This is a genomic window from Sporocytophaga myxococcoides, from assembly GCF_000775915.1.
Classification (GTDB): domain Bacteria; phylum Bacteroidota; class Bacteroidia; order Cytophagales; family Cytophagaceae; genus Sporocytophaga; species Sporocytophaga myxococcoides_A.
Window position 1 is genome coordinate 14,054 of record NZ_BBLT01000008.1, and the last position, 24,028, is coordinate 38,081.

Below are 24,028 nucleotides of genomic sequence, written 5' to 3' on the forward strand. Positions count from 1 at the left end.
ACTTCAGAATTACTGTGGAAGAGTTCTTCCTTAATATGTCTTTGGAGGAGACAAAAAAAACTTGGTAATCTTCTTCGTCTTTATTTTGATAATCATCAATAACTAATTGATTAACTGATAATGAATTGTTCTTCATTAAAGTTACTTCTTGATTATTGTAGAATTGACTTTTACTGATGTTAAGTTTTAATGTCTTTTAAGTTTCTTAGAAAAAGAAAGTAACTTTTAGAGCGTAGGATTTGAAGTCATAACTGTAAAGGTCTGTCTGTATTTTTGGATCGGACATTTGCTGCCACCTGATAGAATGAATGTTGTTGGAAGATGCTTGAGGGGAAAGAATGTCGTAAATGAACAGTTGAAACATTGAATTTTTTAAAGCTAATTTAAACGCTATGTTCCATTTAACAATCATCCTTCTGTCAATATCAAGATAGGGGTAGGTACTGTTGTATTGGTAGTATTTGGAGTAATCCTTTAATACTCTGCTATCTTCTGGATTATAATGAATAATATCACTTCTGCCTCTGAGCCCCCAAAACAGCCTCCAGTCAGAATGAACAGAGAACCATCTGTTAAAGGAGAAGTCCACATATGCTTTGGATATATTGGATGCAAGGTTAAGGAAGTTTTTCCCATCTATTGATATTCCGTCTGATACAGGATTGATGGTAAATTGGGTTGTGGAATCCTTGCCTTGCTTGTTTTTTAATACAACTGGATAATAATAAGTTTGACCATCAATGATTTTGGTGTTGTATTCATTGTCTTTAAATACCAGTTTATCCATCTGCTTTCCTTCTTTAAGAACATCAGTATTCACTAGTCTGCTTATGACATGGTTAAGTCCTATTGAGAGTTTTCCGATATTATATTGTAATTCTATTTCACCGTTTGCAAAATGGTATCTTCCAATATTGATCACTCGGAAAGAAGCCTGGTTCCAGGCAAACAGATCTTTGATGGTATTGTAAGATACCGAAGCATGGATTCTTAAATTCTTTTTTTCATAAATACTTGATAGTTCCCATGAATAAGCTTTCTCTGGTTTCAGAGCTCTGAGTTCTCTGGTGCTTACAGGTTCGATAGGAGTAGAGTTTTCATTAGGCTTTACAGTAGGTACTTCGTAGTGTGGCTCCTGGTAAGGCTCTCCCTGGTCATTGAATATATTTCTGTTGGGTTCATAATTGTCGGCACTACCATTGTTTCCGGAAGATTGATAAGTTAGTCTGATATTGCTGTTCTGGTTAATCGTATAAACCATTCCCAATCTTGAATTAATAAATCCTCCTATGTTTACAGTGCGAGTATGAAGGTCGTATCGGATACCCATGTCCAGCATTATTCTAGGATCTGGGAAAAATACAGCTTCCGAGAAAATTGCCTGATTGAAATACATTACATTCGCAATAATTGGATGGTTTGCTTTCTCCTGCTGAGAATTTTTGCCCGCAAGGTCTTTTCCGAAAACGAATAATCTACTGTCTATACCTGTCGCTATCTGAAAAGATTTCCTGTTTATAATGTAAGTGCCGGTCAGATTAAATCTTCTTTCTCCGAATGCTTCAATTTCTTTTATTTCTTCATGAGCTACGCTGTTATATGCAGGAAGCTTTTGAACTGTGATTTTGCTGGAGACCAGATCCACGCCGCAGTTTAGCTTAATAGGATTTTTATTAAGCTTAAAATCTTTATTAATCTGAATAGTTATATTGCTCAGTTTATATTGTCTTCTGTTATTACCATTACCTTCTGTTTGTCCCCAAAAGCCAAGCGGGCTTACAAGTTTGCCGTCTACCATTCTGGGGGAAGCAGTGGAGTCTGGAACTCCGGCTATCTCAGGCCAAGGGTCAAGGACAAACATTCCTGCAGCATTGGTCACCTGATGAGTGACGCGAGCATACGCTCTCCAGTTTTTAATCTGATAGTCGGAGGAAAATATGAAGTTGCCTGGGGTGTCCCAGCTGCTGCCTGTTGCCGGTATTCCAGTGGTCGGGTGGTCAGCTCTCGTCTGGGGAGAAGGCCAGGACGGTCTTCCAAAAATATGTGGTGTTTCCATACCACTTCCCTGTGACCATTTAATTCCACCATAAAGTTGTATGGCACCACCGTTATTAAGTTTTTCTGAAACAGAAAAATTATCTGTTGTACCTCCGGTTTTGAGGCTCCAGGTTTCGATACCAGCTTCCAGTGATCTTTTATCCTGGATATATCTTTTGGTTACAAGGTTGATAACTCCACCAATAGAACCAGATCCATAAACAAGTCCGGAAGGTCCCCTAAGAACTTCAACTTTTTCAAGGTCGGATAGAAAACCAAGGTTAAGTTCTGAAAATGCTCCATCCCTTGATTCAGTATTCATCTTATGGCCATTTACCAGAAAGATAAATTTAGTATTTCTATCCGCCGCTACTCCACGCATTCCCCAGATGATGCCATTCCATTTGTTGTACATGTATTGAAAACCAGGGACATATATTTCCAGTAATTCAGATAAATGTCTTGCTCCTGAATTTTGAATCTGATCTGCTGTGATAACGGATATACTAACCGGAGAATGTTTGATATCAAGGTCTAGGAATGAACCTATTGATACTGTCGAGTCTATGAGTTCTTCAATTGAAATTACCTTTTTCTCAAAGCTTATATCCTGGGCCACCAGTGCGTAGCCGGCCAATAGAAACAAACTTAGAATAATACATTTTAATCGCATGGCTGTGACTATGCTGTTGGGAAATACAATATGAAGACGGTAATATAAAGATGTAAAAAAAATGTTATCTTGGTTATGTTTCTTACTTCTTTCTTACAAATTATAAATATAAGAGAATAATATGAATAAGTCAGCTATAATAATAGATGATGAACTTACCAGTGTCGAAGCATTAAGGGGATTGTTGAATAGGTATTGTCCTGATATTAATGTAGTTGATTTTGCCCATGGGGTAGTTTCCGGGCTTCAGGCCATTGAAAAAAATAATCCTGACCTTGTTTTTTTAGATGTGGAGATGAAGGATGGAGTTGGATTCGATATACTTCAGCAACTGCCGGTTGAGCCAAGGTTTCAGGTTATTTTTGTGACTGCATTTGATCATTATGCTATAAAAGCTTTCCGTTTTTGCGCATTGGATTACCTTTTAAAGCCTGTTGATCCAGATTTGTTGGTTCAGGCTGTAGATAAGGCAGTTAAGGTTTCTAATGAAGCAATGGCCAACAAAATTAAAATTCTTCAAAAGAACAAAAATGGAAATGAGAAAATTGTACTTCCTTCCAAAGATGAATTTTTTGTTGCAGAAGTAAATGAAATAATCCGATGTGAAGCAAATGGGAATTATACAATTTTTTATCTGAAGAACCACCAGCCGCAGCTGGTATCTAAAACACTTAAAGAATTTGACGAACTGTTATCAGGTTCTAAGTTTCTCAGGATCCATAAATCTCATCTGATTAACCTTGAATTTGTTGAAAGATATCTTCCGAAAGATAGTCAGGTAATTATGAAAGATGGAGCGAGAGTTGAAGTATCAAGACGACGCAAAGATGTATTTTTAAAATACTTATTTAATAACTGATGAGGTCTGTTTTCTTAAAATGTTATTGGGTATTTTGCTTTGCTATTGCTTGCAATGTGAGCTTTGCTCAAAACGTATTTGAAAAGCAATTACTTTTAGACGCTCAAAAAGATTTGCAGGAAAGGAAATTTGCTCTGGCCCTGGATAAAGCACGAATAGTATATGATAATGCTGTAGCCAAAGAAGATACCTTATTAAAAGGAGAAAGCAGCTTTGTTATCGGGAAAGTATTTCAAAAAAACGGTAGCTATCTCGTAGCTTTAGAATACCTTTTTACTTCTCTGAAAATTTTTGATAAAAATTCTCGCAGGAAATCAGAAGTGTTAAAAGCACTGGGAGATCTATATTATGATTGGGGTGGATATAAAAAAGGTCTTGAATATTACAAATTGGCAGACAGTACTTCTATTGATCCTGAGTTTAGAAAATATATAAAAGAAGCTGAAGGGGATATTTATGCGCACCTTAATCAGGCAGATCAGGCTTTAGTCGAATATGACCAAGCAATTACATTAAGTTCTTTCAAAGATATTATTTTTCTTCAAAAGATCTACAAGAAAAAAAGCGACATTTTTTTTAAGCGCCATGATTATGATAATGCGCTTTTAATGGAGTTTAAACAATTTGATCTTGTTACTAACGGCACTGATCAGCATAACAAGGCTACCATTCTTAATAATATCGGCTATCTTTTTAATTTCAAATCTGATTATGAAAAAGCTTTGGTTTATTTCAAACAATCCAAAAATACAAGTATTGAAACAGGAGATACAGATTCTCTTTATATAACATTAATAAATATTGGAGCTATCTATAATATTAAAAAGAACCTTGATTCTTCATTAATGGCATTGAATGAAGCATTGAAGCTTGTAAGTCTGGATAAAAATAAAGAAAAGGAAGCAACAGTAAGAAACTATCTCGCAGCAACACTGTTGGAGTTTAAAAAATATAGCGAGGCATCAGAAAATAATCGCATAGCCATTGATCTGATTAAAAGTAGTAACAATTTATCTCTTCTAGCTCAATGTTATTACATGAGGTCCAAAATCATGGAGCAGAAGGGTAAGACAAAAGAACAGAAGTATTATTATGATCAGTATAAAAAGCTCAATGATAGTTTAAATCTTATTTCAACTCTTTTTCAGCACAGGCAGGCTGAAGTGGATTCTCTGATAAGTACGAAAGAGTCAAAGATTCAACAGTTATTGCTCAATAAGGAAATTGACAATCTTGTTTTAAAACAATATAAGTTATTGTCTGAACAAAGAGAAAAGGATATTGTGCTGCTTGCTCAACAAAATAGTCTTCAGAAAATGGCACTTAAAAATGAGATGCTAAATAAAGAAAGAGTTAGCAGAATGTGGCTGCTGACACAGAAGGAATTGGAGAATGAAAGGAAAGCACATGAGATTTCGGAGCTTCAGAAGAGTAGGTCAGAACAGGATTTGCTAACGCAGAAGACCGCAGCTAAACTCAATAAACTTGCTAAAGAAAATTTGCAGAATGAACTGGATATAGAAAAGCAAAGAACTGAATTGAACAAGTCAGCTCAGGAACGTTTATGGATCATAGTCGGATTTTCGGGTGGACTAGCTCTGATTGTGCTTGCTTTCGGATACTACAGCCAGAGAAAGAATGCTAGGGAAAGTAAGCTGAAGTTTGCCAATCTCGAAATACAGCAACGCCTGCTACGTTCCCAGATGAATCCACATTTTCTGTTCAATTCTCTTAATTCTATTCAGGGATTTATCAATTCAAATGATAGTGATAAGGCCAACAGGTTTCTTGCCTGTTATGCCAGACTGATGAGAAGTATTCTTGAGAATACTTCAAAAGAAATGGTTAGTCTGCATAGTGAACTAGAAGCATTGAAGAGCTATATAGAACTTGAGCAGATGCGTTTGGGAAATTCATTTACATATCAGATAGAAGTGAAAGATATAGAGTCTGATATGGTAGGAATCCCTCCTATGTTGATTCAACCTTATGTTGAAAACTCTATAATGCATGGTTTGCGCCATAAGGCCAATGGGGGGGAATTAAAAATTTCAATTTTCCCATCTGAAGGTTCTCTGAATTGTTATATCTACGACAATGGTATTGGCAGAGAGGCTTCAAGAATAATAAATGAAAGCAGAAGTAAGGATTATAAATCCGTTGCAATGAATCTTACCCGTGACCGGCTGGAACTTCTCAATGCAAAAGATAATTCAAATATGGAGGTAGGAATAAAAGATGAGTTTAATTCCGATGGAAATCCTTCAGGTACTACTGTAATGCTCAAACTTCAACTTCTTGAGTATGTATAAATTTATTTTTTATGATAGTTTTTTGAGTCGTTTATATAGATGTTTAAACACCTTTGTTTGACTAAATAGGGCGTTGGTCGATGTTTTTGGCCGATAAAACGACCACTTGTAAACCTAAACGTACCGGTTATCATTAAAAACTTACCGTTCAATAGTTATCTCTCCTTGAACTGAAATTTCTGTCGATATTTGATAAACATCCTCCCTGATGTATTCGGACATATCTTTTCTGAATGCCCAAGCATTCAAAAAATCAAAAGTGTGAAATGAATTAAAGGTTTAACTCAGGTTAAGGATGATAAAAAAAGAATCCATTAAGTACTAGTGAAGCCTCAAGGCTTAGTACTTGATATTTTAACAGATCTTGATTAAAAATAAAATTCATGGATGCTTTCAGCCGAATAAAAAATACAATAGAGATACCGAAAGAGGACGAAGTTACATCAGTGGCAGATAGCCAAGGTGAGGTATTGTACAGACTAGTTAAGGAAAATGGTCTTAAGAGAACGCTTGAAGTCGGTTTTGCTTATGGAAAGTCAGGATCTTATATCATGTCGGCTTCACAAAGTCAGCATGTAGCTATTGATCCTTATCAGGAAAGATTCCAGAATATTGGTGTCAGGAATATAGAAAAACTTGGTTTGGGGCATAATCTTGAATTGCATCGTAACTTCTCTCATATCGTAATGCCTCAATTGTTGAATGAAAAAAGATCTTTTGATTTAATATTTATTGACGGAGATCACAGGTTTGATGGCATATTCGTTGACTTTTTTTATGCTGATCGTCTGCTGGATATGGGAGGCTTCATAGTTTTTCATGATACCTGGATGAGAAGTACCTGTATGGTGGAAAGCTTTGTGAAAAAGAACAGAACAGATTTTAAATACATAAGGGTTGAAGATGAAAATCTTGGTGTATTTCAAAGAGTAGGATGGGATAACAGAGACTGGATTCATTTTAAAGAATTTTATACTATGAAGTCATATACTAAGTTTCAAGTAATGGCTGATCTTATTGGTCAAAAGGATGTATAACCTTTTTTATTTTCTAATTATTGATTCAATACCTTTTGTTGCAGGATTGTTAATGATGAATAAATCTTTTCTTATTAAACAAAATACAATGGCAATGTTTACGGAAACGGGGCTTGAAGCTGTCATTAAAAATAATTCGAATAAAATAGAGAAGTAATCTCAGCATGTTCCAGTGCTAGATGTAATTCTCAAGGCAAGTTTTAGTTTAGTGTGAGGAAATGTTTGAGCTATCAGGGTGGAAGCACCTGAAATACCGCATCATATTTTGAGTATCTGCTCTGATACAGCTCATTCATAAGATTTTTAAAACGTTGATACCGCAAGTATAAAACTGTTCTTTTTATAATCAGATTGAATTTAATGTCCTTCTAGGATATTATTCCAAATAAGATTAGGTGAAGTTTGCTTAGAGTGTGTTTTGAATATATTCTAAGCAAAGTAAAGGAGCATAATTTTTAAATCCCTTATCAATAATATTTATGAAAATTTTATTTATAACCTTTGAATTTGGAGAACATGTTTTGGGAGGAGTAGGGAGAGTGGTTAACGGACTTACTTCCGAACTCAGGAAGACTTTGAATTTGGATGTGTTTCATCTCGGGTATAGTCCCAAATATTTATCGGTTTCTGCAAAGCATTATAGATGTAATGCCAACAGCGCTGCTAAACCTATTGCTAGTTATCCTGCCCAATATGTATCAAACTGTATTAAGCTAATAAAGGCTGAAAAGTATGATCTTATACACATCTTTAACTCTCATTGGATCATTGATAAGATTATATCTCGTGTAGTTCAGGAAGTACCAGAGCAGAAAATCGTCTACAGTATTCACGGTATTGCTAAATTTGAAAAGGGGATAAGAGTAAATCCGGTCTCTTCAATTAATTGTGAAGAAATGCTGCTGGAGAAGGCGCAAACGATTCATGTTCTGAATAGTTCATCTTATGTTAATCTTAATGCAGCTTATGGAAATATATTTTATGACAAGACAGTAAGCTTTATACCTAATGGAATCAGTGCTGGTGATTATGAGAAGGAAGATGCTGCCTTTAAAAAGAAAATAAAAGCTAAGGTAAGAGGTGCTGACCTTGTTGTGCTGTGCATTTCAAGATGGGTTCAGGGAAAAGGTATAGAATATTTTCTTGATGCAGCAAAGATATTGATGAAGAAGGGCCTTAATGTTAAGTTTATTCTTGCAGGAAGAAGAACCGTTAGCTGGGAATTGAAATGGGATAGCTACCTGAAAAAAATAGATGATAAAGCTAAAAAGTTAGGCGGCAATATAATAGTATTGGATTGGGTGAATGATGTTCAAAGAAATACATTGTTTAAAATTTGCAATGGTTTTGTAATGCCCAGTGAGTTGGAGTATTTGCCATATTCTGCTCTTGAACCTGTTGCTGCAGGTGTTCCTCTCATTTCCTCTGATCTTCCCTGTATAACCGAAATGTTCAGAGAACAGAAAAATTGCTTGTTTTTTCAATCCAGAAACAGTGATGATCTTGCACATAGAATCGAAGAATTAATAGAATGCAAAGAGTCTGTGAGGATTCACGCGAAAAAAGCTGCAGAAAAGCTTTTAAAGGAATATGACTGGAGCCTTATTGGAGAGCAGTATTTAAGTATGTACAATAGGGCAGTGGAGGAATCTAAAGTGGAATTACTTCAGGTTATCTGATTGTTATACTTAAATTAATTTAAAAGAAAGAATGCAGGACAATAAAAATAATTCTACATTCTTTGTAAGAACAATTCAGTCTATGATGATCTTTTCTATATATTCTTTATCTCCTCTTTTAATTTTAATCAATAAGTCCTTCTTTATTGATTAAATTCCATTATAATTTTTTCGTAATGAGAAGAACAATATTCAACCAATGAGGCGTGGTTTATTTTTTATAATGAACGAGTTATGCATATCTTTTATGCATTTGTTCCGACAAGAATGATATGAAAGATACTTTAATGTTATAGACAAGTCAATGATTAAAATTGCATCTATCGCTGACAATATCCTTTTCCTTCGTAAAACTCTAATGTTTTTCTTTTGAGATAAAAATCATATTCGGCAATCAGTTGTTCAAGTTGCGAGGTGACAAGCATATTGGCTGCATAATAGTATTCAATATAATTGATAATCCCTGATGAAAAAGATCTTGAAGCATAATTATACTGAGCCTGAAATGCCTTTGATTTTTTATCCAAGGCCTTAAAGTTATTGTGAGCTGTTACAAGATCAAGGTAGGCTCCCTGAATTCTTTGTTCTACTTCCAGGTTAACTTTATCTAACTCTTTTTTCTGTATATCAATATCTATTTTGGATAAAGCCAATGCATTAACCTTTAAAAATTTACTGAAAATAGGTACGGCCAGATTGAATGAAACATATTCAGTGAGGTTTTGCTTGAATTGTTTCTTTTGCTCAAGCTGTACAAGATTAGAGCTACGTGTTATAACTCCCCCGGATACAGAGAAGGTAAATAAACGAAGTGAATTGGTCGCCTGGCTTCTATATTGAAGGGCATTAAGCCGGTACTGTGCGCTTTTTATTTCGGGAAGAAAGATACAAGCTTTTTCTTTAATCTGGTCATAAGAGTCAATCTGCAAGGAATCAGGTATTGAATTTTTATCTTCATTTGCCAGGTAAAGATTCCCATTAGTATAGGCCATAAGCTGCTTTAAAGCAAGCTGACTACGTTCCATATTGCTGTTGGCAATGGTTATAGCTGCCTCTCTTTGTGCCAGTTCAGATTCTATTTCCTGAAGATTGATTTTTGATAACACCCCTTTATCAACCATTCCTTTTACCATTTCATGTTGAATCCGGGATTGATCTCTCTGGGTAGTGGTTATTTTTATTTGTTCCTGAGTAAACAGGACCTGGTAATATGCCGAAATTATAGCCAGAGTAATGTCATTACTTACTTTCTTATTATCAGAGAGGGTAGCGTTTAATAAGTCTCTGTTTTGCTTTAAGGTATAATAATTATAACCTCCGTTAAAAAGTGTTAGTTCTCCTTCAACAGATCCTGTATATATCTCACTACTTTGCGTTGTAAGTAAGTTGGTAGCAGGGTCAACAAATAGTCCCCAGTTGTATATATTTCTGCCTTTTCCTACTATTTCAGGAAGGTAGTTGTTTTTGGCAGATTTTAAATTAACTGCAGCTTTGTCACTTTGCAGCAAAGTTTGTTGTATGGTAAAATTATGCTTTAATGCATATTCAATACATTGATCGAGTGTCCATGTCTGGTTTTCGTTTTGAGCAATCGAAGGAAACATGGATATGAAATATAAAAGACATGTAGAGATAGATAATTGAATCCTGGTCTTTTTGCTCCTGTTCATCTGCTATTCCTCGTCAAAAAATAAGTTGGCATGTTTAACTTCTTCTACAGCCTTAATTTCTTTTATGAAATTTTGTCCGCTGTTTTCATCTTTTAACTTAATGTAATAGGAAACCTCAAGCATGTCTGAACGTTCTTCTCCCAATCCTTTTACATTCACTACTTTATATTTACGGCAGTACTTTTTAATTATTCCATTCAACTCTTTACCATCACTTTCCTGACCAACAGTTATAAGTTGTAGTAAATAATCTTTTTTTCTTGGAGCTGATAAGTTGAACTTTACAATCAGGACATAGATAGACCCTATTACTATCGTTCCTATAATAGCTACGGAAACAAAGTCTACTCCGCATGCAAGGCCAATTGCCAGAGAGAAAAATATAAACATGATGTCCATAGTATCCTTAATGGCTGTTCTGAAGCGAATAATAGACATAGCGCCAACAAGTCCAAAAGCTGCTGCTAGGTTATTTCCAATTACCATAATTACAATAGTTGTAATCATGGTAAGTAATATAATGGAGTTGACAAATGTGGAGGAATAACTGTAGCCTCTGTATGTTATCCTGTAAAATATGGAAATTATAACACCACAGAGGAGAGCTACTAATAATCTACCTATTACATCTTTTATTGTTAAAGCATAGAAAAAAATATCCTGTAATTCTTCATTCATAATTTATAATCTGTAAAATGGATTTCTTGATAATGATATTGGGGAGAACCTCATTGTGCCATAAGTAGTATGATGTATGTCCAAACCTGAAGAATATTTTGATATTGCTTCAAGCTGCAGACTGAATTCTTCTACTATAGATCTGGCCCATAGAGGCATAATGTTGTAGTACTTTATTTCAAGCACAAAGTAGCCGGGAGTGATTAACTTCAGTCTGTCTTCTGAATACAATTCATCAATAGTTGGATAAATGGATGTTCGTACATTTTTATCAAATGTAATTCTGACCTCATCGTTAAACTTGCCATGAAAAGCCTCTCTGTCATATACTACTAGGTTTACAGGTTTTAACGATTTGGAATAATAGTAAAATAGAAACTTATCCGCATCTTTTAAGGCTTTAGGGAGTTTAGGGCCATTAATGTAATCTTTTGTATTACCGGTGGTCAGAAGGGATTTAAGATCGCTGTATTTTAAGGTTGCTCTGTGCTTTCCAATTCTGTTGCTAAGCTTTCTTTTTATTTCAAGAAAAACAATGCTGTTTTCATTTTGATTATCATATCCTCTTATCCTGAATTTATTTCTAAATTCAAGCCCTTCTTTTTTTTCATAATAATATTCCATGAAAGGAGTATCATAGTAAATACTTCTAACAGTATACTGGCTAAGCCCGGATTCTCCAACTTTGGTATGAACATCCGGAAAAACAAATGGCATTAACCTTGTTCTTAATTCATCTAACCGGTCATTTGGCACAAAGTATTTCCTTTCGTAACGGAGTTTCATCTGTAGAATAAGCTTTGAAATAATAGTTTGGAATATTCGATGATAGTATGTTGGCCACAATGTAAGTTGGTCTGAGCAAATATTCCAGGGTACACCCCAGGACATTTTTTGTCGATTTTCGCAGTAACATAAATTGCTTGTTTGCCGCCTATAATTTGGATGGCATTGTCTATATGGCAAACAGTAGCTTCCATTTCACAGTCAGAATTGAATAGTTTGAGTACACATTTTTGGCCATTGGCAAGATTTTTAAATTCTTTAATTCTGACCGGAGTAACTATGATATAGGATGCTGTATCTACAATATTTGCAAGGACTTCCACTGATGACAGGCCCCCTTTTTTTCTTTGTATCAATCCTGCAAAAGGAGCTTTAATCTGTAAGGCTTCTTTTCTGGATTCAAGGCTTGCAATCTGTTTTGTAAGATTTTCAATCTTTTCAATGATGAATTTTATCTGTTCAGGTTTTTCTCCTGTGGATAGCGTTTTTAACTGAGCTTCAGCGAGTGTCAGATTGATTTTACTCAATTCGTATTCATTCTTTGCAATATCATACTGTTGAGGAGAGATTAGTGAATCTTTAAAGAGGTCCGCTTGTCTTGATATAAGCTTATCCTGAATGGAAAATCTTTCTTTTGCTAAAGTTAAGTTTGTTTCAGCTTCTTTAATAGTCTGAATTTTCTGCCCAGTAGAATATACTTTTAATAAAGCTTTTTCTACTTCTCTTTCTCCTTTTAGCTGATTGATCTGACGCATTAATTCAGTTGAATTCAGAATTCCGATGGTTTCTCCTCTTTCAACAAATTGCTTATTGTTAATTTCAGGATTTATATAAAAATCAAATACATCCCCTCTTTGAAATTCCTTACCTGCATAAGAACTGATAACACCCAGCTGATTATTTTTAATTGTTTCAGTGATTCTTCCGTCGTACGTTCGGCCCAGTACCCATTCATATGTTGGAAATACTTTTCCCGTTGCATAAACGATGTATGTGAATTTAAACGGACAATAAATAACTCCTAAGACAATTGCTAAAGCAATTCCAAAATATAAAAACTTCTTCTTCATTGACGGTACTAGTATTTACCAATACAATGGCTGAATCTCCATTATATTTAAATTTGATGTAAAGACTTTATTTCGCAGAATAACGCTGCTTCATGACCTTTTTTTGTCATTTTTTTAAAATTCATAATAGGTTATTATGGCATGATGGGGAAAGTCGTTTATTTTAAAAGGTTTCCAAAGCTCTTCTTGTAGGTATCAAGATATTAAAGATTCATAATAAAAACTGCCCATGAGTTTTTGATTTAGAATGAACTGTCTATTTATTGAATTTTACTAATGTCCAATAAATATATATTAGCAGATACTCCATTATTTTTCTCGTTTGAAATAAAGACATTTTTGTCGTTATAAAACGTTGCCCCCTCTACTTGTCCGATCTCATCTAATTTTCCGAGTGGTATTTTGGTTTTGGTTCCAGTGAAGAAATCAGTGTCTGTAAAATCTTTTAATAACCAGCAGAAGACTTGCTCTGTTTCTTTATTGTGACCTGTCAGGATTACTTTTGTTCCGTCTGAATTAATGTCAGCATCCGTTATTTTCCCTTGTACATCAAATATCCCTTTTAAACGTGCTGCATGTGTCCCTGGAATCGAAGGTATTTCGTATAGGCTTGTCTTTGTATTGGTATTGTTTTTAGTGAAGAGATAGATGTAACCGTTTCTGTAAAGTATGGCTTCAGCGTCAAAATCTGTGGAAGTGTTATTTCTAAAGTCTTTCTGTTCAGGGTAATAAAATTTAATTTCTTCTGCGGTAGATGTATTCTCAATGTTAACAGGTGAAGGAAAAGGAACCTTGTAAATAACAAGATCTTTTCTGTTGCCTTTATTATTTCCTATGTCTCCGATATAAAAATCTGTATTACTTGATGTAATTGCCTCAAAGTTGACGCTTTTGATGCCTGAAATTTTGATTGTTTCTTTAGGCTCACCTGTGACAAGATTTATACTATATATCATGTCTTCTCCTGGAGGATCAATGATAGTCCATAATTTTTTATCGACATACTTAAGGCCGGACAATTCCTCAAATTCCTTTTTTAGTTTCCTTACTGTTGAAATGTTCCCTGATGCTGATGAATAAGAACAGGTGCCATCATCTATTTTTGCTTCTGGGTCAAAGCTTGTAGAATGTGGGTCTGTACATCCTTTCTTAGAATTACAATTGGTGAGGAGTAAGAATATAACTAAAGTATAAAGAGAAATATTGAGGTAATTCATAATAATTTTTTTATCTCTATAAATAGCGAAATAATAAAAATGTAATAAATCTCAGGTGATTTATAATTATTTTTTAAATATAGCTTATTTTTTTAAATTGAAGCTTCATTTTTATAACAATTATTTGTCATAGGCTTAACTTTATAATAATAATTGAAACGAATAGTTTTATAAAAAATTTAATTCCCATATATAAATATGGCTTGTCGTTTTACTAATCTTCTGAAAAATAATCTTTTGATTTTGATTCTTTCTATTTCATTAATAGGCAGTGCTTTTGGACAGAAAGATTCCGTTGCAAATAGCAATAAATTTCCCGGAGGATACATTAAATTGGGCTTTAATTACCACCTTCAGTTACAGCATCTTGATGTGGCTCCTATAATTTTTTATAGAGTGAGTAAAAGAGTTGATGCGGGTGTTGGTCTGAATTATCTTTATTATTTGAAAAGTGACAATTCGGAAAGCAACAGTGCATATGGAACAAATATCTTTACAAGGGTTTATTTTCTGAAAAATTTTTTCCTCCACTTGGAGTATCTCTATAGTAATGTACCATATAGAAATGATCTTAACTTTGAATATCGCAGAGTTTATGTAACAAACTTCTTTTCAGGGGTAGGCTATAGGCAACCATTAACATCCAAGGTTGATAGTTATCTGTTTGCTTTGGTAGACCTTACTCATCGCGATGAATCCACATACAAAAATTTAGTAGTAGTAAAATTAGGTATATCATTTTAATGAATAATTGCCTTTAATACGTATTGATATGAAGAAGATAATTATACTTAAAGTTTTTTGTTTATTGTTTGCAATTAATGCTTTTGCTCAATCTGATCTTGTAATTACTGAAATCCTGTATAATCAACCTGGTAATGATACGCTGGAGTTTATTGAGCTATACAATAAAGGTAGCCAACCATTAAATCTGGCAGGATATAAAGTAACAAGTGGTTTTGATTATGTTTTTCCAGCCTATGTTCTACAACCTGGCAGTTATGTTGTTGTAGCGAGGTATGCAGATTTTTTTGAACAAACGTTTGGCTTGGTTCCTCTCCAGTGGGACAATGGTACATTGAGTAACAGTGGTGAAAAGATCGTTATTAAAACTCCTTCGGGAGCAATTGCAGATTCTGTAGAGTATGATAACAAGAAGCCATGGGATAATAAGGCTGATGGAGAGGGGTCTTCATTGGTTTTATGTGATGTCAATTCTGATAATGCGTTCGGATATAATTGGGATGCCTCTAATGATATAGGAGGGATCTTTGAAGACGGCTCTATCATTTATGCTTCACCAGGAGAAGGGAACTCTGTATGTAATGTATCACCGGATACCTATCCTCCTCTTATTAAAAGAGTTTATGCGCCTCAGAATAACATTGTTAAAGTTATTTTTAATGAATCCTTAGATATTTCTTCTGCACAGACTGTTTCCAATTATTCCGGGCTGAATGTCACATCCGCAACGCTCTCTGCTTCCAAAGATACAGTAACTCTTACTCTATCTGTAGCGCTTGAAATTGCAAGTGTAAATTCAATTACTATCACTGATGTTGCAGATGTATTAGGAAATAAATTTATTTCTCAATCCTTTAGTTTTATATTTAATAATACAAAAGCGCCTCTTGTTATAACTGAAATAATGTACAATAACCCCGGTACAGACACTCTTGAGTTTATAGAACTTTATAATAATGGTCCTGAAGCTGTAAATATTGGCGGTTATTATTTTTCAGATGGAATTGATTTCGTATTCCCTTCAATTGTTGTTGGATCAAAACAGTATATCGTGGTATGTGCAAATCAAACGTACTTCAATTCCTTTTTTGATTTAACTAATACTTATCAATGGACTTCAGGTAGTCTTAATAATAGTGGTGAAAGTATTACATTAAGAAATACAGCGGATGTTGTTATAGATCATGTCTTATATTCATTTAACGCTCCTTGGCCTGCAGAAGCAGATGGGAATGGTCCATCTTTAAAATTCTGTGATCCGGAGTTAGACAATAACTATGGGGCTAACTGGTCTTATTCTGACGTTTATGTGAAAGATTATCTCGGGCTTCCTATATATGCAACACCTGGGACAGATGATGAAGCTTGTGTTTTATCTTTGTTCGGGCAAAAGACATCTATACAGAAAATTAAAGTTTATCCGAATCCCTCAGCAGGAATTTTCAGGCTTGATCTGGAATCTGGCAGAAATTCCGTTGAAGTGTTGAATAGCTTTGGCCAGGTGGTTTATTCAAAGGAAACTAATTCTGTTAATGAAGAAATAAATTTATCTGATCAGAAGAAAGGTATATACTTTATCCGTTTGATAAACTTGGATATGGACGTATCTTCTTCTGCAAAGATTGTTATAGAATAGAATTCTTAGTACTTATATCTTGTTAAAAACTAAAAATCGGATGGAGATTCCTCTATCCGATTTTTTATTTAACATTTATTATTTAGTTCAACTATTCAAGCCAATAAACCTCATCTCTAAGTCATCTCCAGAAGGAGAAGGGAACAGTCAACCAAAAAATGAATTAATGGTGATATAACTAATAACATACGCATTAGAGGGACTTAGGCTTAGGGTATTTTCGTCAGCGGGACTTAAATAGCTAATCCTATTTATATATCAGGTAATGGTTATCAAGATGAAATTGTATTGTTTGATTTTTTTTATACTATCATAATACTAATTGCATCCATATTATAGATGTATTTTTTCTTTAGGGAGAAGAGGTACTAAATTTTCCTCATTATAAACTTGGTTGAGATTTTTTTATATACAATTTATCTCTCAGGTTCGTCATTGGCTTTTCAAAAAAGTGATATAAAAGAAGAGAAAGTATGATTGTATAAAGCCAATACAATGCTACATCTATATAATTTATGTAGGATGCTAATCCGAACTTTATCAACCATTCATTAGAATAGGGAATAATTCTGAATCTAACAAGTGATAAATTAACCATATAAAGCGAGTAAGAGATAATACTAATGTACGTGAGGAGTCTGAATATTATTCCTTTGCCCGTTTTTAGTTCTGATAAAAAGGGTAATAATGCAAGTGTGGCTATTGACCCTATTGTAAAAGAAATAATATTAGAATACCAACCATATGAAATGATGTAATTCGTAATGAATAGAAAGTATATCCTGTCTCCGAGAAGTAAAAGAATCCCTGATATCAGGAATGCTACTTTATGTTTAACCCATAAAGAGTGGTAATAGTTACTGATAAATGCTCCAAGGACACCGAAAACTATATTGTCAAGTCTTGTAAAAACTACTTTCCTGAACTCCACATCCCAGTCTTTGAATATTTGAATGTCAAGATAACTTTCTTTGTATATTCTTACCAGAACCGCTCCTATAATGAAAAATCCTATTGATACAAGCAGACTTAATTTATGTCTTGAGGGAAAGGTTTTATTTAAAAGATATAATGTAACAGGGAATAAGATGTAAAACCATTCTTCAACAGCAAGGCTCCAGGATTCAAGAAAGAAGCGTTGTTGAGGGTAGAAGAGGTTTTGACAAAAGAAAAAGAAGGAAGTGTATGTTCCTTCGAATACCGGAATAAGTATGTTGATTCCGACTAAAATAATTAATATAAAATAATAATTGGGTAAAGTTCTGAACCATCTTCTAATCCAGAAGGCATACAGGGCTTTCATTGAAAGACCTGTATGTAAAGTTTTGATAAGGATTTGACCTATCAGAAATCCGCTTAATACGAAAAACAATTTTACACCATCAAGATGAGGTGCTTTTATTGAAAAAGCCTCATATAGGAAATCGTTACCATGTTCTTCCAGTACAAATATTATGGCTATTGCTCTGAGTATATCAAGTCCGTATACCCTTGATGCGACACTCACATTTGTAAGGGAAGTCTGCATCAGTCTTCAGGATAAGGAATAAATACAAAATTTGTAAACTCCTCATCTACTACAAACAAGCAACAATATTCATCAGGGTTTTTATATGCAGCTTCAAACTCAGGGACCATATCTTCAGAGACCAGAGACCTCTGAACAAACTCATCAAGAAATGAAATATAGTAATTCCATTCCAGAGCCAGTTCTTTTCTTCCTATAAGCAATTTTCCAATAGCTATATCAGTCTTTGAAATAGGGAAGATCGGGTATTTGGAAATGTTTCTGACTCTTACCTGATAAGAAGCTTCTTTTATAGTATCTGCAACGAGTACAAAGTCTCTGGAAATTGTACCCAAATATCTACCGCTTAGTTCCGGATCGTTATTCATGATGATCAGTTAATTTTTTCCAACAATGCCACATTCTCCACATGGTGCGTCTGTGGAAACATATCTACCGGTCTTACTTTTTTCACTGCATATTTTTCATTCAATAATGCAAGATCCCTTGCTTGAGTTGCAGGGTTGCAGCTTACATAAACAATTCTTTGCGGAGCGAGCTCAAGCATTTTTTGTATTACATGTTCATGCATACCAGCCCTTGGCGGATCTGTAATGATAACATCCGGGGCGCCTTCTTTTTCAAGAAAAGAAGTAGTAAGGATATCTTTCACATCGCCTGCATAAAATGAAGTATTGTAAATATTATTGATGGAAGAATTTATTTTTGCATCTTCTATTGCCATTGGAACATATTCTATACCTGTTACCTTTTTCGCCTTGCCTGCCACAAAATTGGCTATAGTTCCGGTTCCTGTATACAGATCATAGACATTTTCATTTCCAGTTAATCCCGCAAAATCTCTTGTTACTTTGTACAGCTCATAAGCCTGTATTGAATTTGTCTGATAAAAAGATTTCGGACTTACCCTGAAATTAAGATTTTCCATTTGTTCGGTGATGTAAGGCTTACCATGGAACAAGTGGATATCAAGATCATTGAAAGTATCGTTGGATTTTTGATTTACCACATATTGCAGACTGGTTATCTCGGGGAATTTCAATTTTAGATGTTCCAGAAGTGATTCTACCTTATCCGTAAAATCTCTTACCTGAAGGATGACCATTAATTCTCCCAGACTTGAATTTCTGATAATCAGATTTCTGAGTATCCCGAAGTGTTCTCTTAAATTATAAAAAGGAATCTGATGTTCTACTGCAAATTTCCTTACTTCAAGTCTGATAGCATTTGAAGGGTCCTGTTGAAGATGGCACTTCTTTATGTCCAGGACTTTATCAAATCTTTCAGGCACATGAAAGCCAAGTCCGTTCATATCGTTAAGAGTGTCCTCTGAGCCGATTTCCTCATTGGTGAGCCACCTTTTATCAGAAAAAGAAAACTCAAGTTTGTTTCTGTAGTTATAAATTGATTTAGCCTGAATAATAGGCAGATATTCTTCAATATTTAATTTACCTATTCTTTCAAGATTATCTTTGACTTGTTTCTCTTTGTAAAGAGCTTGATTTTCATAGGTTATATGCTGCCATTTACAACCTCCGCAAGTACCAAAATGCTCGCAGACAGGTGTTGTTCTGGAAGAAGAAAATTCGTAAATATGTTCAGCCTTAGCGAAGGCAAATCTTTTTTTTGTTTTATAAATTCTTAGATCCGCTACATCGCCAGGAGCCAGAAACTCAGTGAAAATCACTTTTTCATTTACTCTTGCCACGCATTTTCCTTCGGCTGCCATTTCGCCAATTGTTACTTTTTCAAAGCGAAATTGTTTATCTTTTTTACTCATGGTATCCAAAATTAAACAATAATGAATTATCCTTTGTCTTTAGACGAGAAATATTAATTTTGAGTATGAAAAAGATCTTCTTTCTATTTTTTATTCTCTTCCTAAGTTCCCAACTATTTGCCAGCCACATTGTAGGAGGCGAATTTCAATTGCGTCATTATCGAGGTTACAATTATACGCTCAGTATGAGGCTTTATTTCGATAAACTTAATGCTGCGCCCGGGTTAATAGATGCAGACATTACAATAAAAACAAATATTTTCAGAAAGTCAGACAATGTACAGGTTGGTACACAGGAACTGGTTAGGGGTATTGACTATGAGAGGGTTAAGTATGCAACCGAAGAATGTGATTTTTTGGAGAGAGGGGTTCAAGAGACTTTAAACCTTAAATATAAAGCCAATATCTTTCTTGATCCTGCTATTTATGATGATCCAGGAGGGTATTATATTGTTTGGGAAAGATGTTGCAGAAATGGGGAAATTAAAAATATTGTGGACCCTGATAAAGCAGGTCAGGTTTTTTACCTTGAATTTCCACCGGTTAGAAGAGGCGGGAGGCCATTTGTAAATTCCTCTCCTGTTTTTGATGATATGGTAGCGGATTATTTTTGCAGAAACCAGATGAATACTTTTAATTTTGGAGGATATGATCTTGATGGGGATTCATTAGTATATACTCTGGTAACCCCGTTAAACGGCCATGCAAGTATTTATGGCGAAGTATCGCCAGATCCAAAACCTGCTCCCTATGATCCTATTATCTGGATGTCGGGATATAGTGCTTCCAATATGATTAAAGGAAACCCTGCATTAAAGGTAGATCAACGCACAGGGGTATTGTCTGTAAATCCGAGTGAAGCCAACAACAGACTGTTTGTTGTTTCCATGATTGTCGATGAATATAGAAACAATAGAAAGATAGGGCAGGTGAGACGGGATTACCAGTTCCTTGTGAAAAATTGCCCTGTAAATCTTGGCCCTAAGGTAGACATAGAGAAGCCTAAAGGGCCTGATACTGAGTTTAGAGGAGATACTTTTGTAGTGAAGCTAAATGAAATAAAAGCTTTTGAGCTTTTGTTGTCCGATTCAAGTACAACTGTTTTAAATCGTCCAGCTAATATTCATATTTCCAAAATAAGTACCAATCTACCTCCTTCAATTTTTACACCTCCTGGACCTCAGCAGTTAAGGCCTGGTGTAAATGATACTGTGAGGGCTCCGTTTGTTTTTAATCCCTGTGATAAATTGCTGATAGAGGAGGAGAAATTATTTGATCTTGATATTGTAGTAAGCGATGATGGATGCCCCCATCCACGAACAGATACACTTAAAATAAAGGTTTTAATTATACCTCCCCCTGAAAACCCTGCACCTATATTACAGTTTGATCCTGGAGGAAAGACAATAGACGTTTTCCCTGGCTCTTCAAATAGGATAAATGTAATTGGGCTTGATTCTGCTGATTTTATGTATTTATCAGCTACAGGAGTTGATTTTAATCTGGAAGATAAGGGAATGTTTTTTACCAATATAAATGGGAAGGATTCTATTGCCAATCCGCTTTTATGGATGCCAGACTGCGATGAGCTCAATCCAGGTGTATTTAATGTCGTCTTTAAGTTAAAGGATAGTAGTTGCGTCTATTCACATCAGGTTTATGATACATTAACATTAAGAGTAAAGGATAGTGAAACTCAGGTAGATAAGGTTGATCCTAAAAACCTGATCACGCCAAATGGAGATAATAGGAATGATACTTACACAATACCAGATTTATACGGTGGTAACTGCGAATATCACTTTAAGGGCATAGAAATATATAACAGGTGGGGAAGCAGGGTATTCAAATCTGAAGACCCTGGTTTTTCATGGGATCCTGCGGGGTACCCCGATGGAATTTATTATTATGTCGTTGATCTTAATAAAAAGAAAATCAAAGGCTGGCTTGAAGTAATGCGATGAAAGCTTTATCAGGGAAGCCTCTCCAGTTCCTGTTGAAGCTCCTTAAAAGATGATTGGCATACTGTATCTATGATACTCAGATGAGAAGAAACTTCAGATAGATTCTGTTGTTGCTTTACTGAAGTTTCAATAAACTCAACATTTTTGTTCAATTCATTAATGCCCATCATCTTAATGGTGGGCTTCATTTTGTGCATTACTTTTCTGAAGTTCTCCCAGTCCTGATTGTCATGAAAAGTCCTTAATTCACTTAAGAAATCAGGTGTTTGCTTAAGGAAGATCTCGATCATTTGTTTGATGAAGCTTGCATTATTATCAGATGCATTGATCAGATAAGTCAGGTCAGTGTGTTTTTGATTTGTAATCACTGGTTGAAGAGTTTTAATTGGAGTTGTGTCCTTAGTTATATTACCTGCATTTTCAGCTATTTTGGAGAAGAGACTGTCAGGGCTAAAAGGTTTTAATATATAATCGTTGATTCCATATACTTTTATCTTTTCCTGGACCTCAGACAACGCCATAGCTGTTAAAGCTATAATTGGGGTACTGCTTTTCGGCTCAGAAAATTCTTTTCTGATTATTTCACTTACTTTGTAGCCATCCATTCCCGGCATTTGTATGTCCATTAGGATAAGATCATATTCCTTGTTTTTCAACAGCTCCAGGGCTTGAGGGCCATCCTCTGCAATGTCTGCTTGTATGTTCTGTTTTTCAAGAAATTTAAGGACTACAAGCTGATTCATTTTATTATCTTCTACCACAAGAAGTCGGAGATTATCCAATCCTTGAAATTTATTTATGGAAGATTCCGGTGGCACCCTTATTTTAGTTTTCTGGGATCTGATGAATTTCAGATTAAAAATAAACTTTGAACCTTCATTAATTTTACTTTCAACACCTATGTTCCCACCTTGAAGTTCGATTAGCTTTTTTGTTATAGTAAGGCCTAATCCAGTACCTCCATATTTCCTTGATATGTCGAGATTTGCCTGAGTAAAGCTTTCAAAGATTAAAGAGAGTTTTTCCTCTGGTATTCCAATTCCTGTGTCTTTAATTGTAAATAATATCTGTATCTCCTTTGGGGAAGATTCTATTAAATCTGCTACTATATCTATGGTTCCTACTTCAGTAAATTTTACAGAATTTGAAATAAGGTTTAATAAAATTTGATTTAGTCGGAAAGGATCTCCTTTCAGGTAAAGGGGAATGTCGTTGCTTACATTTAATGTGATCAATACATTCTTTTCAGCCGCCTTGAAAGCAAATGTTTTCCTCAGGTCTTCTAATAAGTTACGAAGAGAAAAATCGGTCTGCTCAAAGAATATTTTTCCTGACTCTATTTTTGAAAGATCAAGGATGTCATTAACTATGGCTAGCAGATTATCCGAAGATGCCTTAAGAGCGTTTAGGTAATCTCGTTGTTCAGGATAGTGTTGACTTTGCAACAATAGATTAGTCATGCCAACCACTGTATTCATAGGAGTTCTAATCTCATGACTAATAACGGAAATAAACTGTTCTTTAGCCTTAGACGAAGCTTCCGCATGTTCCTTTTCTTTTTTTAAAATTTCAGACGTCTGTTTTTGTTGGGTAATATCAATACTATAACATAATAGTACCTTGCCAACATCAGGAAATGCTGCAGGAACTTTGCCTGTCAGGAATGATTTTGACTGTCCATTAATGATCATGGATTTTTCAGTCATCCTCGATTGGCCTGATCTCCATATTTCTTTTTCTTCCGCCTGAACCTTTGTTGCAGTTTCTTTATCCAAATAATCAATAGCAGTGAGTCCAAGAAAGCTTTTGTTTAATCCTGAATCTGACCTTTGAAAATATGGATTGATATAGATAATTTCTCCTGAGGGATTTTTCAGATAAATGTTAAGAGGTAGATTGTCTATGATTTCCTGAAGATTGATTCTTTCTTTTGAAGTCGTGCTCTTTGTCATTTCTTGGGGTAAAAGGCTGAATTGTCCTATCACCCTGTTTTCATTGTTCTTTTGGAAGGTAATAAGGTACTTTGAATATCCCCAAAGTTGAATGTCTTTGGAGGTATTCTCTTTCAGGCATAAGTCAAATAGCTGATGAAGAGGTTTTTTGATAATGCCTTCTTTGAAAAATAAAGCTAAGGAATCATCTCCGGCTTTATTCTTTTCAATGATTTTCCCATTTAGATCCAAAATAAAAATTGGTTCCTTAATACTATTCAAATCAAACATTTCAGTAGTATCTCCGCCCGTTAAAATATTCCTTTTTAATCAATTTTGACCAATTTAATATTCCTTTTGTATTCAAAATCAATTATAAAATAATTTTTTTAAAAAAAATAAACCACGGAAACTTTGGGTCTTTAAA

At 34.7% G+C, this 24,028-nt stretch carries 17 protein-coding genes; 7 read left to right on the forward strand and 10 right to left on the reverse strand.

Translation table 11 applies throughout. The features are described from left to right. Nucleotides 1-205: 205 nt before the first annotated feature. Nucleotides 206-2,674: a TonB-dependent receptor plug domain-containing protein gene (locus MYP_RS17570; protein WP_045466333.1), complete on the reverse strand. Its 2,469-nt coding sequence runs from the start codon at nucleotides 2,672-2,674 to the stop codon at nucleotides 206-208. Between the two features lie 157 nt (nucleotides 2,675-2,831). Between MYP_RS17570 and MYP_RS17575 the strand changes: the two genes are divergently transcribed. From MYP_RS17575 to MYP_RS17590, 4 genes are all read left to right on the forward strand, one after another. Further along, the gene (locus MYP_RS17575; RefSeq protein ID WP_045466336.1) at nucleotides 2,832-3,569 is read left to right on the forward strand and encodes a LytR/AlgR family response regulator transcription factor; all 738 of its coding nucleotides are present in this window, start codon (nucleotides 2,832-2,834) and stop codon (nucleotides 3,567-3,569) included. Further along, nucleotides 3,569-5,881: a tetratricopeptide repeat-containing sensor histidine kinase gene (locus MYP_RS25340; RefSeq protein WP_052430315.1), complete on the forward strand. Its 2,313-nt coding sequence runs from the start codon at nucleotides 3,569-3,571 to the stop codon at nucleotides 5,879-5,881. Before MYP_RS17575 ends, MYP_RS25340 begins: the two co-directional genes overlap by 1 nt. A gap of 383 nt (nucleotides 5,882-6,264) precedes the next feature. Next, on the forward strand, nucleotides 6,265-6,918 hold the full coding sequence (locus tag MYP_RS17585; RefSeq protein ID WP_045466339.1) for a class I SAM-dependent methyltransferase: 654 nt from the start codon (nucleotides 6,265-6,267) through the stop codon (nucleotides 6,916-6,918). 479 nt (nucleotides 6,919-7,397) lie between these two features. Then, nucleotides 7,398-8,597 carry a glycosyltransferase family 4 protein gene (locus MYP_RS17590; RefSeq protein ID WP_045466342.1) on the forward strand — a complete coding sequence of 400 codons (1,200 nt, stop codon included), beginning with the start codon at nucleotides 7,398-7,400 and terminating at the stop codon, nucleotides 8,595-8,597. Nucleotides 8,598-8,917: 320 nt separating this feature from the next. On the opposite strand, the gene MYP_RS17595 is transcribed toward MYP_RS17590, so the two are convergent. The 5 genes from MYP_RS17595 to MYP_RS17615 form a co-directional block, all read right to left on the reverse strand. Beyond that, complete coding sequence (locus tag MYP_RS17595; RefSeq protein WP_081990575.1) at nucleotides 8,918-10,267, reverse strand: TolC family protein; 1,350 nt, start codon at nucleotides 10,265-10,267, stop codon at nucleotides 8,918-8,920. A 3-nt stretch (nucleotides 10,268-10,270) separates the two neighbouring features. Next, a complete protein-coding gene (locus tag MYP_RS17600; RefSeq protein WP_045466348.1) occupies nucleotides 10,271-10,945 on the reverse strand; it encodes a DUF4956 domain-containing protein in 675 nt (224 codons plus the stop codon). 3 nt (nucleotides 10,946-10,948) lie between these two features. Then, a complete protein-coding gene (locus MYP_RS17605; RefSeq protein ID WP_045466350.1) occupies nucleotides 10,949-11,731 on the reverse strand; it encodes a polyphosphate polymerase domain-containing protein in 783 nt (260 codons plus the stop codon). Beyond that, nucleotides 11,728-12,801, reverse strand: coding sequence for an HlyD family secretion protein (locus MYP_RS17610; RefSeq protein WP_045466353.1), 1,074 nt, complete (start codon nucleotides 12,799-12,801; stop codon nucleotides 11,728-11,730). The genes MYP_RS17605 and MYP_RS17610 overlap by 4 nt, the downstream gene beginning before the upstream one ends. Nucleotides 12,802-13,061: 260 nt before the next feature. Continuing rightward, entirely contained in the window at nucleotides 13,062-14,018 is a 957-nt protein-coding gene (locus tag MYP_RS17615) for a hypothetical protein (protein ID WP_045466356.1), read from the reverse strand. Between the two features lie 198 nt (nucleotides 14,019-14,216). Between MYP_RS17615 and MYP_RS17620 the strand changes: the two genes are divergently transcribed. Together MYP_RS17620 and MYP_RS17625 are read left to right on the forward strand one after the other, a co-directional pair. Next, nucleotides 14,217-14,762, forward strand: coding sequence for a hypothetical protein (locus MYP_RS17620; RefSeq protein ID WP_045466359.1), 546 nt, complete (start codon nucleotides 14,217-14,219; stop codon nucleotides 14,760-14,762). A gap of 28 nt (nucleotides 14,763-14,790) precedes the next feature. Next, nucleotides 14,791-16,398 carry a lamin tail domain-containing protein gene (locus MYP_RS17625; RefSeq protein WP_045466362.1) on the forward strand — a complete coding sequence of 536 codons (1,608 nt, stop codon included), beginning with the start codon at nucleotides 14,791-14,793 and terminating at the stop codon, nucleotides 16,396-16,398. Nucleotides 16,399-16,780: 382 nt separating this feature from the next. Here MYP_RS17625 and MYP_RS17630 read toward each other — a convergent pair whose 3' ends face one another. Genes MYP_RS17630 through rlmD form a run of 3 tightly spaced genes read right to left on the reverse strand, consistent with a single transcriptional unit; the run spans nucleotide 16,781 to nucleotide 19,706 of the window. Then, complete coding sequence (locus MYP_RS17630) at nucleotides 16,781-17,926, reverse strand: acyltransferase family protein (protein WP_045466365.1); 1,146 nt, start codon at nucleotides 17,924-17,926, stop codon at nucleotides 16,781-16,783. Next, entirely contained in the window at nucleotides 17,926-18,294 is a 369-nt protein-coding gene (locus tag MYP_RS17635) for a hypothetical protein (protein ID WP_045466368.1), read from the reverse strand. The genes MYP_RS17630 and MYP_RS17635 overlap by 1 nt, the downstream gene beginning before the upstream one ends. Before the next feature lie 5 nt (nucleotides 18,295-18,299). After that, nucleotides 18,300-19,706, reverse strand: a complete 1,407-nt coding sequence (rlmD, locus tag MYP_RS17640) for a 23S rRNA (uracil(1939)-C(5))-methyltransferase RlmD (protein ID WP_045466371.1) — start codon at nucleotides 19,704-19,706, stop codon at nucleotides 18,300-18,302. A 185-nt stretch (nucleotides 19,707-19,891) separates the two neighbouring features. Between rlmD and MYP_RS25345 the strand changes: the two genes are divergently transcribed. After that, nucleotides 19,892-21,670, forward strand: coding sequence for a gliding motility-associated C-terminal domain-containing protein (locus tag MYP_RS25345; protein WP_052430316.1), 1,779 nt, complete (start codon nucleotides 19,892-19,894; stop codon nucleotides 21,668-21,670). A gap of 8 nt (nucleotides 21,671-21,678) precedes the next feature. Here the strand turns inward: MYP_RS25345 and MYP_RS25350 are convergent, their stop codons facing one another. Continuing rightward, nucleotides 21,679-23,892, reverse strand: coding sequence for a response regulator (locus MYP_RS25350; protein ID WP_052430317.1), 2,214 nt, complete (start codon nucleotides 23,890-23,892; stop codon nucleotides 21,679-21,681). Nucleotides 23,893-24,028: the final 136 nt, after the last annotated feature.